Genomic DNA, 11,943 nt, shown 5'->3' with positions numbered 1-11,943 from the left:
TCAATCTGGCCATTTCCAGTTTATAAAATCTGAAAATTTTTGGTTCAACTCACCTGGGGCAAAGTGATCGATCAAGTGATCATTATAATCATACACTTCACCTGTATTCTGTTTCTCAAAAGTATTCTCAATAAAGGGATCAAACTTTGTTTCCAGATCTAACGCAGTGTAATCGGTGTTTACGGTTTTTAGCCAAGTGACCATAATTACATCAGCCTCAGATTGCTTTAAGTATGCTCTAGCTGCTTCTAAGGAATGCCCTCTTGTACAAAAATCATCAATCAGGAGTACTGTTTTTCCTTTCTTTACTGGGCAGTTTTTATACTGAGTTCCGTTCGAGTTTGAGGGGTTCTTATTCAAGTGAATAGTATTCAGTTGGTTTTTGTAGTCAGCTACTAATCCCAGCTGTTTTGCGGTCTGACTCTTTACTGCGTCTTTATGACGTATGATTAGGTCTGGTAGATATGCTTTTCTAAAACACTTACCAAAAATCGTCATAGCTTCAGCCATAAGGCTATCATTGGAACCAGCCTTATGGCCTGGATACGTAGTTATGTAATCAATGCGTTTATGCAACCCTGTAAAATAAATACTTGTGAATAGCGCTCTTAACCAAAACTCTGGGTGGCCTTGTCCGTCCTTTGCAGCAGCTCGAGCATCTTTCGAATACATAGTGTATTCGGGTTTATAAGTGCTGAATGGTGCAAGCGCATAGTATTCGAAACCATCACTTTTGATTTCATGGCACCAGAAATGCTCTCGAAGACAAAAAACGTCGATAAATCGGGCTATATCCCATGGTGAATCAAACTCAAATCCATAATCAGTTTTGTTGTCATACCACGTTGCTCTTAAGAACAGCAGACCACCATTTACAGCTGTCCTCATGTCATTAACTGAACAGCCTATATACACAACTTCGGTACTATCCCAGCCCATTTTATTAAGCACATACTCTGTAGCTGCACTTTTTGGCTTATAGGGAACATTTTGATCATCTGCGCTGCACAAGTAGGTGAAGTCGCCCCAAAGCTCTTTTAACCTATCGTATAGTGGGACTGAACCTTTAGTCCCATCTTCTTTTGTGAAGCTAGAAGTCCATGATCTGTTAGTAAAAACTACTGGGGTGATCCCTTTAGCCTTCACAAAATTAATAAGCTTATGAACCTCTCCAAATACTTCTTCATTTATCTGACCTTCATTTACAAGAACATCTTCAACACTGAAGATAATCCCTTTTAAGACTCCCGCCATTATAATGTCCTTTTAAAGTTCCAGTTCTGTTTGATGCCCACCAGATAACAGTTTTTGTGAGGATGCGTGATCCCCCTGAAGCAAGTCCTTTAGTACTGCATGCTCTTTTGGGATTTCCACTGATATGGCGTTGTATTTCGACTCAGAGAAAGATAATTCCTCTCTCAATCCATAGGTCGAAGGGAGAAAAATATTAATAATTTTCCTCTGATATCTATTAGCAAACTCAACTGTATGAGCTGTACCACTTTTTATCTTCCATTCAACAGGTACAACAAATGTCGAAAGAGCGGCTTGAATTCTATTTCTTCGAACAAAGTTTTCACCGCTATAACTTTGATTAGGCAAGTATTCAGACACGATAGTCCCACCTTCTGAGACAATACGAAGCCTGATCTCTTCGGAACCTTTAGGATAGTTTTGTAGAATCCCTGTGCCTAAAACAGCAACTGTTGGTATTCCATAACGTAAAGACTCTAAGTGTGTTATTTGATCTATTCCATAAGCCAAGCCACTTACCGTAAGTAACGAATGTTCACTCAAAGCGGCAACAAAGTACTTTGTAAGAAAAACTCCATCATCTGTTGGCTTTCTTGTACCAACAACAGCAACAGACTTTTTACTTAAATTCTCTAGTTTGCCTTGAACAAACAGCCATCGTGGCCCATCAGCGAGATCCTTTAAGCTCTCAGGAAAAGAGTCCTGATCATGAAAGATCATAAGTACTTTCTGAGCATGCAAAGATCTTAGTGCTTCAATACCACTTTCCCAAAGAGCTATACAAAATTCGTCCCAGCCCGTGTCAGATGGTAGTTTAATCTTGATTCCCAGAAGAGATTCAAGCTCTTCTTTCGTATACTCTTTCAGGATTTTTTTGAAGCTAATGTTTTTACATGACAGCTTATACAGCGTCCAATAACCAACTCCTTTCAGTTCAGACAAGGCAAGAAAAGCTACTGTTTCATTGCGCCAATAATCCTGATTCGTCATATCTATAATCTACTGACCAAACCTATTCAAAGGCCCTTTACCACAAGAGAAAAGGGCCTTTCGTTTATTTAGACGTTTTCTTACCGCCACCGTTATCTTTAATTACTCTTGTTGGCGGAGGCTGTGGCGCTGCTGGAGGCTTAGGCGCACTAGGTTTATTAGAACTCATACTTTCTCCCTAGTCTTTTTGTCTTTATCACCATTCTGTACGGTATTCGGAATCATCCTCGATGGTGGAGGTGGTGGCGGCGGAGGTGGTTCCCGCCGCTTATTCTTGTCATCAGCCATACTATGAGTCCCTATCAAGTGAAACTGGCGGCTGATCACTTTCAATTATATTTCTAGGCTCAGGCGGCTCAGGAGCAGGAGGTGGTGTAGGCTGACTAGTCCCTTGACCATGACCTTGCCCCTGATTCTGTTCATTATCTATCATACAGCTCTCCTTTATCTCATGTAGGATGCTTTCAACTCCTCCTAAGCTGGTTTCAACTTTTAAAGGAGCCGAATGCTTTATCAGAACTTCCTTTCGTGGCGATGACCCGTCCATATCTCCAACGACGAAAACACCACTACCTATGACTAATGGGACAGCTGTGATTAGCAAATACTTTATTGCTTTGTGTAACCACACTCCACGATTAAAATTAACCTCTATATTATGTGAAGTACATTTAGCATATTCATCATATAAATAATCCGAAAGCGCATCATCAGCACTATATGCGACCCTATCTTTATCTCCTAATTCGCTGTTGTACTTCTTGATTTTTTCCTCATGCTCCAGAGCACTTTTTCTGAACGATTCGATCTTATTAGGTGAAGCTACGGCTGTGTAGGTATTTCCCCAAAAGGCTTGCACTGTAAAGAAAATGGAACGCGCCAGGATGGCAACTGTGAGGATCATTGCTCCATAGAAAACAAGAACAAGATTGCTAGAAGCCTCTGTATCCAAAGTCTTCATCATATAAGCAATTATCGTAAGAACTGTTGCATGAAAGGCAAAAGTCAGCTGTAACCTGTTAGTTACTTTTTCCCTAACATCGAGTTCATGAAAATAAAATTCCTTATACAGATCATTTAAATCTGCCTTTTTCATCTTGATCCCTCAAGCTTCTATCACCCCATAGTATCAATGGATATTAGAGAACTGAAGAGCTTAGGTTTTGATAGATCTACTAATTTTCAACTAGGGGTTCAAAGGTTGCTAATTATAATATTATGGAACCACCTGACTGAAGATCCTTCTCTGCCCAACAATAGTAAAGAAAATCTCGACCAGCCTCAGCAGTTTATCTCAGCAACGCAAGTACTGGATTTTCTCTTGGTTCGGTTTTTATCAAGCATTAAAGTTTAAGAATCCAATGCTAGCACAATATAAAAAGCTGATATGTCAACATATCAGCTTCTTATTATCCCAAAACAATCAATTCCGAAGAGCTATATGGGGCATTTATAGAATAAAAATTTCTTAATTAAATAAATGTGAGTTCCCCTATTGCTAAAGTTTCTAAGTTAAACTTGGATAAAATCGAAGAGAAAATGTGTATCTCGTGCTATAACACTGTCTACTGGGGATACCAGCTTTATGTATTACATCGCCAGCAAAGCAAACCAAGCGTCCTGGTTTTACACCAACACAACTTAATGGTTCTAACTGATCATCATACAGCATTAGCTCTCCCCCCCATTTTGTATCCCACTCATGATTTCCGAAATACAAAAAAGTAAGGTCACCTTCTGCATCATCGGACTGACCCGAATCGGTATGGGGGAATGCGATACTTCCATAGGAAAAAGCGTTCGCAAATGCAGTACCACAGTAATAATCCGAGCCACGTAAGTCAGAGGTTACTTTACTACAGAAACGAAATAACCAGTGATCTTCCATGTCTGATATATCAAAACCTGCAACCCATTCTTTATGCTCTTTGGTACTAATATCGTTCGCTTGGATACACGAGTAGTTAGCAATCTCTAGTGAGTGCGAAAACCTTCTGATTTGATCTTTATCTGCTATATCGTCAAAGATATAAATCTTCTTATTATCTATTTCAATGACTCTTGTAGGAGCAGTACTCATTGCTTAATTTTTGTCAGAATGAAAGCATACAGACGTACCATCTATCCCACCAGCAACCGTATACTTCAATGTCAAGTCTGACTGATCCAAATCTTCTACTGAACCTGATAGCTCTTCTAGCTCAGATAACTTATTTTGCTTACTGATAAGAAAAGACTTATGAGCATCTTGTTCGTAGTTTCGAGTAGTTGTTTGCATGCCAATTTCCTTGTCGTTTAATTCTGATGAATACTTATAATTGCCTATTTTTTATACTCTTTCAACAGCTATCTCTATTCTTAAAAAATGACGTTGAAGATCATGATAGCTGACAACAACTTCAAGGGTTCAATGGTTGCTAACTATAAGTACATTGTGCTGCCCTGCTGCAGCAATCTCTAATACCCGCTTGGCTTGTTGCTGACCCCTAACATCACGCAGATCCGGATAGTCTGGCAGCACACCAGGCTCATCACTGCGCACGGCCTCTGAGATAAGCGTTTCCCCTTTTAGATGAGCGCAGACCTCCAACAGGTGTTTTGCAGGGAACACTTTAAGCTGACTGGTCAGCAAAGCATCGGCCTGATTTCCTTCCGGTAACAGTAAAGAGCGCCCGGCTTTGCGGCAGGCCATCGCTGCAGGCAAAATACCGTTAATCTGACGTAATTCACCGGACAGCGCTAACTCACCCAACAGCTCCATATGAGATAGATGCTTACAGGGCAACTGACCACTCGCGCCAAGGATCCCCACCGCAATCGCCAAATCATAGCGACCTCCCTCTTTAGGCAGATCGGCTGGAGCAAGATTTACAGTTATACGTCGCTGAGGAAAATCGTAACCGGAATTGATTAACGCACTACGAACGCGTTCGCGACTCTCTTTTACCGCCGCTTCAGGCAAGCCAACAATAGAGAAACTGGGTAAACCACCAGAAAGGTGGACTTCGACCGTGACCTGAGGGGCATCAATGCCCACCAGCGCCCGGGTTAAGACAACGGCTAATGACATAAGCTTCCGTCCCTGGAAGATTTATAAATAGGTTTTCGTTCTGTTAATGCTCTACGGCAAGATGGTCCAGTAGCTGCTGCAGTGTCAATGGCATGCCAAAATAGCGCCCTTGCATCAGCATACAACCCTGACTCATTAGTTGACCTCGCGCGCCTGCCGAACTAACACCATCAGCCAACACTTCAATCTCAAGCTTATCTGCCATATTCAGAACACTATCAACGATTTTCTGACGCCCCTCATCGGTGCGCATGGTCGAGATCAGGTCTGAATCCAGCTTAATCATATCCGGCTGAATCTCTTTTAAGTGCTCTAAAGAGGGGCTGTGACAAACAAAACCACTCACTGATAGCAGCGCATCGCTGGTAAGCAGGTCAAACAATTCACCCTCACGCTCCATCGCGGTTTTCAGATCGACATCGATCATCATCTGCCCAGAGCGCTGATAACGATTCAGCTGTGACAACCAACGCTGGATATTCTCTTTCCCCTGAAGCTGCTGAGATTCCAGGCGGAAAGACACGAAACGCAGCCCTGGAAATTTTTCCCAGATAACATCAAGCCCGGAAAGCTCGCTATCCAGCCAAAACTCGTACTGAGACATCGATTCAGGGTTCTGCAATAGTGCCGAGAAGTCCTGAAACGGTATCTGACCTAATTCAGGGTGGGTCCAGCTTGGACGCGCATGGACTGCTACGACCTGATGACTGTAGATACTATAAACAGGCATAAAGCCCATCTGTATGTCACCACTCACCAAGGCTTTTGTCAGGTCCTCTTCACGAAGAATCTGCGGCCCTTTGCTGCGCTCCATTAGCTCACTGTAGACACGAAACGTGTTGCGCCCACCCTGCTTGGCAGCGTACATCGCCACATCGGCTTTCTTAACCAGATCTTTGCCGCGACCGGAATGCTGCGGGAACACCGAGATCCCTACGCTACCACTAATAAATATCTCTCGGTGATCGACAAAGATACCGTGTGTAAGCTGATCAACAACCCGTTGCGCGACCTTTATTGCAGCCTCAACACCGTCCACACAAGGCAACATCATGACAAATTCATCGCTGCTCAAACGGGCCAGGGCATCTTCACCACGAACCACTGAGCCCAGGCGACGGGCAACTTCTTGCAAAAGGCTGTCACCTACTGCTCGGCCCAGATTGTCATTGATCCATTTAAAACGATCCAGATCCACTAGCATCACCGCTAGCTGTTCATCATTCGCTTTACACTTTTCCAGACGTGCTGAGAGCAAACCTTCGAACATCTCCCAATTAGGCAGATGGGTTAACTCATCATATTGAGCGGCCTGAGCTAGAGACTGTCCAGAGGATTTAAGGGCACTGCAATCAAAGAATTGAGTGATGTAACCAGACACATTCCCGCTCTGGTCCTGAAGGGTCACAATGCTATACCAACAAGGATAGACTGATCCGTCTTTATGCTTATTCCAGATCTCTCCCTGCCAGCTCCCCTCATTACTCAGGGTAAGCCATACCGTTTCATAGAAGCCTTCGTTGAGATGACCTGCCCCCAGCTTACTGAGGTTTTCACCTGCAACTTCAGCAAAGGTATATCCAGTTATCTTTTCAAAAGCAGGATTCGTCTGGATAATACAATTATCCAGATCAGTGACCATGATCGCTTGAGGCGATCCCCGAAACAACTGCTGTTCAATTTCGCTCATCAAAACCTCAATCCAGATCCTAAGGCCCACTTATTGGTCGCGGATACTCTTTTCCAGCTCAATCAATTGAGCTTCCAACTGCTCTACTTTCTCACGGGTACGAAGCAAGACCGCTTTTTGTGCATCAAACTCTTCACGTGACACCAGATCAAGACGATCAAATGTCCCTTGTAACATGACCCGGATCTGATCCTTAACAGAGTCCTGGCCTGGAAGTTTGGTTTCACCTGAAACGAGCTGCGTAAACTGCTCTGTCAGTCCTTCAATCAACTGCGGATTGATCATTTTTTTACCTAAAAAAATAACAATTTATTACCCACAACTATAACAACAATCCAAGATCGTTCAATAGAGCACCAAATTGGTGCATTTTCAAAAACCAGCCAGTTTCACGCGCCCCATTTTATTGCACAAAAAATAATCAGCATCGCCATAGTATTTTTAACCCATTGTTTTTAAATGATTTTTAAAACATGGCACAGCCTTCGCTATACCCTGAGCAGAATTCGTTCATAACAGAACACGCAACGATTCAAGATTAAGCAAAGAATTTGTATCTATGGGGGATAACAAAATGAAGATGGTCTCCGCAGTCATCAAACCATTCAAACTGGATGATGTACGTGAAGCACTTTCTGAGATCGGTGTACAGGGTATCACCGTGACTGAAGTGAAAGGTTTTGGTCGTCAGAAAGGTCATACGGAACTTTACCGTGGCGCAGAATACGTAGTCGATTTTCTACCTAAAGTACGTGTCGATGCAGCCGTTGCAAGCGACATCGTAGATCAGGTTGTTGAAGCAATCAGCTCAGCAGCTCAAACAGGCAAAATCGGCGACGGTAAAATCTTCGTCTCTGAGATCGAACAAGTTGTGCGTATCCGTACCGGTGAAACCGGCACTGAAGCACTTTAATTTCTGACTTACTGATAGCTTCTGGAGGAACTACCCAATGGAAGAACTTCTGAATTCAACAGCAGCTGATGTAACTCAGCTGAAATACGCACTAGACACATTCTACTTCCTAGTGTGTGGCGCACTGGTAATGTGGATGGCAGCAGGCTTTGCCATGCTGGAAGCAGGTCTGGTACGTGCTAAAAATACTACTGAGATCCTGACTAAGAACATCGCTCTGTATGCGATCTCTTGTATCATGTACCTGGTTTGCGGTTACGCGATCATGTACGGCGGTGACTACTTGCTGTCTGGCATCACTGGTGACGGTTTCACCGGTGCTGAAGAACCAGCAACTTACGCACCTTCTGCAGACTTCTTCTTCCAGGTTGTATTCGTAGCAACAGCTATGTCTATCGTATCTGGTGCTGTAGCTGAGCGTATGAAGCTTTGGGCATTCCTGGCTTTCGCAGTGGTAATGACAGGTATCATCTACCCAATGGAAGGTTCTTGGACTTGGGGCGGTAACTCTGTATTCGGCATGTACACACTTGGCGATCTGGGTTTCTCTGACTTCGCAGGTTCAGGCATCGTACACATGGCGGGTGCTGCAGCTGCTCTGGCTGGCGTTCTGGTTCTGGGTGCTCGTAAAGGCAAATACTCTAAAGATGGCGCAGTAAACGCGATCCCTGGTGCAAACCTGCCACTAGCAACTCTGGGTACATTTGTACTGTGGTTGGGCTGGTTTGGTTTCAACGGTGGTTCCGTACTGGCAACATCTGACGTTGAAAACTCTAACGCTGTAGCAGTGGTATTCATGAACACTAACGCAGCGGCTGCGGGTGGTGTTGTAGCAGCGCTGATTGTTGCTCGCATGCTGTTCGGTAAAGCTGACCTGACAATGGCACTTAACGGTGCACTGGCTGGTCTGGTTGCGATCACTGCAGAACCATCTACACCATCTGCTTTGCAGGCGACTCTGTTCGGTGCAATGGGTGGCGCGCTGGTAGTATTCAGCATCCTGACTCTGGATAAACTGAAAATTGACGATCCTGTTGGTGCGATCTCTGTACACGGTGTTGTAGGTCTTCTGGGTCTGCTACTGGTACCTGTTACTAACGATGGCTCTAGCTTCTCTGGTCAGATCATCGGTGCATTGACTATCTTCGTATGGGTATTCGGTACAAGCCTGGTTGTTTGGTTAGCGCTGAAAGCTGTAATGGGCATCCGCGTATCCGAAGAAGAAGAGTACGAAGGTGTGGATATCTCTGAATGTGGTATGGAAGCTTACCCTGAGTTTACTTCAGCTAAGTAATTTCCAACCAATAAGTTAAAGGGCGCTCTGCGCCCTTTTTTGCGTTTCCAGGCAAATGACTCCAGATAACGCTATCCCAATGTACTCTGAGGGGTCTTTCTGGGTATACTAGGGCGCAAAATTCACTATAGTTAATACCGTAGTCAGTCACATGACTGATCTGGCGGGTCAAACTGAGGAATAGCATTATGAAACTGGTCACTGCGGTGATTAAACCGTTTAAACTGGATGATGTCCGCGAAGCTCTGTCTGAAATTGGTATCCAGGGTGTTACCGTAACAGAAGTTAAAGGCTTCGGTCGTCAAAAGGGTCACACTGAACTGTACCGTGGTGCAGAATACGTGGTGGACTTTCTTCCTAAAGTGAAGATTGAAATTGCAGTAGACGACGACATGATTGACCAGGTTATCGAAGCGATCAGCAAAACAGCGAACACAGGCAAAATTGGTGACGGTAAGATTTTCGTTACCCCACTTGAGCAGGTTATCCGTATTCGTACTGGCGAAAGCGGTCCAGACGCGCTGTAAGCAACTCGCTTGATCAAAATACAAAAAACGACCTATGGGTCGTTTTTTTGGCTATTCAATACGCAAAATTTGCAACAATCTTTTGCAAAACCAAAGATTGTTCCATTTATCACTCTCTAATACAGTTGTTATCGTCTAAACAAATATTTTACGAGCAACTGATGTCTTCAGAATCAAATCTATTCAGCCCGGCAACTCTGGGCAGCGTTGAACTTAAAAACCGTATTCTAATGGCTCCCCTAACCAGAGCCCGTTCCGAAGCGGAGCATGTGCCCGGCGAACTTATCGCGCAACACTATGCTGATCGCGCCAGCGCTGGATTGATCATCGCAGAAGCCACCATGGCGATGGAAAACTGCTGTGCATTCATCAACGAGCCTGGCATCTATTCTCAGGCTCAGATCGAAGGCTGGAAAAAAGTGACGGATGCAGTGCATCAAGCGGGTGGAAAAATATTCTTACAGCTTTGGCATGGAGGGCGTGCGTGCCACCCTGATCTGAATAATAGCATTCAGCCGATTGCCCCGAGCGCGATCGCCATTGAAGATGAAGTTTATACCCGTGAAGGTAAAAAACCTTATACCGTTCCCAGAGCAATGACACTTGAAGATATCAGCGATGTTATTGCCGGTTTTAAACAGGCCGCAATCAACGCGAAAGAGGCGGCTTTCGACGGTGTAGAAGTACATGGCGCTAACGGCTATCTGCTGGATAGTTTTCTTCGCGATAGCAGTAACAAACGCCAAGATAACTATGGCGGAAATGTGGAAAACCGTGCCCGACTGCTGCTTGAGGTACTCGATGTTGTTTGTGATGTTTGGGGCAGTGACAAAGTGGGGATTCGCACCTCACCACTGAATGGCTTTAACAGCATGAGCGACAGTGACCCTGAAGGACACACACGTTGGTTAGCTAAGCAGCTTAACGGCCGCAACCTTGCCTACTGGCACCTGATGCGAAGCGACTTCCTGGGCCAGCAAACAGGAGATGTCATTGCCGCAGCGAACGAGTTCTACAAAGGCAATCTGATTGGCAATATGGGTTACAACTTAGAGGAAGCTAACCGATCAGTGAGTGCTGGCGACTTAACAGCTGTAGCTTTCGGCGTACCTTTTATCGCCAACCCCGATCTGGTTGAACGTTTTCAAAACGGTGCCGCACTCAATGAAGCGAACCCTACTACTTTTTACACACGCGGCCCAGAAGGCTATAACGATTATCCAACACTCTCAGCGTGAGCATTTGATATGAGCAACCCAATTGACTATCCAAGCGTTGAGCAATACCCCATTGCTCAGCGCTGGCCAGCAAAGCACCCTGAACGGATTCAGCTTTACTCACTGGGCACGCCTAACGGCGTCAAAGTGTCTATTGCCCTAGAAGAACTTCAATTGCCTTATGAAGCTCACAGAGTGACCCTGGCCGACAGTGATGTAAAAAGCCCGGAGTTTCTCTCTCTGAACCCTAACAACAAGATCCCAGCAATCATCGATCCTAACGGCCCTGATGGGAAACCCATTGGCCTTTTCGAAAGCGGAGCCATACTGATCTACTTTGCTGAGAAAACCGGCAAGCTCATCGGTAATACGCCGAGAGAAAAAGCCAAAATCATTCAGTGGCTGATGTTTCAAATGGGCGGCGCTGGCCCTATGTTCGGGCAATTGGGCTTCTTCCACGCCTACGCTGGCAAGGAGATAGAAGATCCGCGGCCTAAACAGCGTTATGTGGATGAGGTTAAAAGGCTGCTCAATGTGGTCGAACAACAACTCTCTGGTCAGGACTGGATAGCAGGCGAGTTTTCTATCGCAGATATTGCCCTTGCTCCATGGATAGACACGCTGGATCGTTTTTATGCGGCGGGAGAGATCCTGGAATTAAGTAAATTCAAACAAACACAGCAGTATATAGAGCGCTTTAAACAGAAAGATTCCGTACAAACAGGCTGGAAGATTCCGGCCCAAAACTCTTAAGCCAGCCCCTCTAGTGACCCTGCCATAAAAAGCGGGGTCTTTTTTTGATGACTAGCCATCCCCCTTCACCCTTTACGCCCTTATCACTAACCCCAAGAATATGAACACTTTTTATTCATTTTCATAAAACATTCATTAACAATCAGGTTCAAGCCAATAGAAGTTTGACTCAGGTCAACTAGGCTACAGTTTTATGTAACATCTAAACAATTCAAACAAAAAATATCGCAGAATG

At 44.5% G+C, this 11,943-nt stretch carries 13 protein-coding genes; 5 read left to right on the top strand and 8 right to left on the bottom strand.

Annotated features, from left to right (window positions below):
- The 8 genes from MED92_RS12010 to MED92_RS11970 form a co-directional block, all read right to left on the bottom strand.
- Complete coding sequence (locus tag MED92_RS12010; protein WP_007021819.1) at window positions 1-1,254, bottom strand: hypothetical protein; 1,254 nt, start codon at window positions 1,252-1,254, stop codon at window positions 1-3.
- 12 nt (window positions 1,255-1,266) lie between these two features.
- Window positions 1,267-2,244, bottom strand: coding sequence for a DNA-processing protein DprA (locus MED92_RS12005; RefSeq protein ID WP_007021818.1), 978 nt, complete (start codon window positions 2,242-2,244; stop codon window positions 1,267-1,269).
- Between the two features lie 289 nt (window positions 2,245-2,533).
- Window positions 2,534-3,340, bottom strand: a complete 807-nt coding sequence (locus MED92_RS12000; RefSeq protein ID WP_007021817.1) for a hypothetical protein — start codon at window positions 3,338-3,340, stop codon at window positions 2,534-2,536.
- A 411-nt stretch (window positions 3,341-3,751) separates the two neighbouring features.
- Window positions 3,752-4,324, bottom strand: a complete 573-nt coding sequence (locus MED92_RS18625) for a 2OG-Fe(II) oxygenase (RefSeq protein WP_007021816.1) — start codon at window positions 4,322-4,324, stop codon at window positions 3,752-3,754.
- A gap of 3 nt (window positions 4,325-4,327) precedes the next feature.
- The gene (locus MED92_RS11985) at window positions 4,328-4,522 is read right to left on the bottom strand and encodes a hypothetical protein (protein ID WP_007021815.1); all 195 of its coding nucleotides are present in this window, start codon (window positions 4,520-4,522) and stop codon (window positions 4,328-4,330) included.
- Window positions 4,523-4,651: 129 nt separating this feature from the next.
- Window positions 4,652-5,314, bottom strand: coding sequence for a magnesium chelatase domain-containing protein (locus MED92_RS11980; protein WP_007021814.1), 663 nt, complete (start codon window positions 5,312-5,314; stop codon window positions 4,652-4,654).
- Window positions 5,315-5,357: 43 nt separating this feature from the next.
- Window positions 5,358-7,004 (bottom strand): putative bifunctional diguanylate cyclase/phosphodiesterase, encoded by a 1,647-nt coding sequence (locus MED92_RS11975; protein ID WP_040662650.1) that lies wholly within the window; start codon window positions 7,002-7,004, stop codon window positions 5,358-5,360.
- Window positions 7,005-7,034: 30 nt separating this feature from the next.
- Window positions 7,035-7,289: an accessory factor UbiK family protein gene (locus tag MED92_RS11970; protein ID WP_007021812.1), complete on the bottom strand. Its 255-nt coding sequence runs from the start codon at window positions 7,287-7,289 to the stop codon at window positions 7,035-7,037.
- Window positions 7,290-7,578: 289 nt separating this feature from the next.
- Between MED92_RS11970 and glnK (MED92_RS11965) the strand changes: the two genes are divergently transcribed.
- From glnK (MED92_RS11965) to MED92_RS11945, 5 genes are all read left to right on the top strand, one after another.
- Window positions 7,579-7,917 (top strand): P-II family nitrogen regulator, encoded by a 339-nt coding sequence (gene glnK / locus MED92_RS11965; RefSeq protein WP_007021811.1) that lies wholly within the window; start codon window positions 7,579-7,581, stop codon window positions 7,915-7,917.
- Window positions 7,918-7,954: 37 nt separating this feature from the next.
- Window positions 7,955-9,211, top strand: a complete 1,257-nt coding sequence (locus MED92_RS11960) for an ammonium transporter (protein WP_007021810.1) — start codon at window positions 7,955-7,957, stop codon at window positions 9,209-9,211.
- A gap of 188 nt (window positions 9,212-9,399) precedes the next feature.
- A complete protein-coding gene (glnK, locus tag MED92_RS11955; RefSeq protein ID WP_007021809.1) occupies window positions 9,400-9,738 on the top strand; it encodes a P-II family nitrogen regulator in 339 nt (112 codons plus the stop codon).
- Between the two features lie 161 nt (window positions 9,739-9,899).
- Window positions 9,900-10,976 carry an alkene reductase gene (locus MED92_RS11950; protein ID WP_007021808.1) on the top strand — a complete coding sequence of 359 codons (1,077 nt, stop codon included), beginning with the start codon at window positions 9,900-9,902 and terminating at the stop codon, window positions 10,974-10,976.
- A gap of 9 nt (window positions 10,977-10,985) precedes the next feature.
- Window positions 10,986-11,708, top strand: coding sequence for a glutathione S-transferase N-terminal domain-containing protein (locus MED92_RS11945; RefSeq protein ID WP_007021807.1), 723 nt, complete (start codon window positions 10,986-10,988; stop codon window positions 11,706-11,708).
- Window positions 11,709-11,943 lie beyond the last annotated feature (235 nt).

Source organism: Neptuniibacter caesariensis, from assembly GCF_000153345.1.
GTDB classification, from domain to species: Bacteria; Pseudomonadota; Gammaproteobacteria; order Pseudomonadales; family Balneatricaceae; genus Neptuniibacter; species Neptuniibacter caesariensis.
This window is presented reverse-complemented; position numbering and strand designations above follow the sequence as displayed.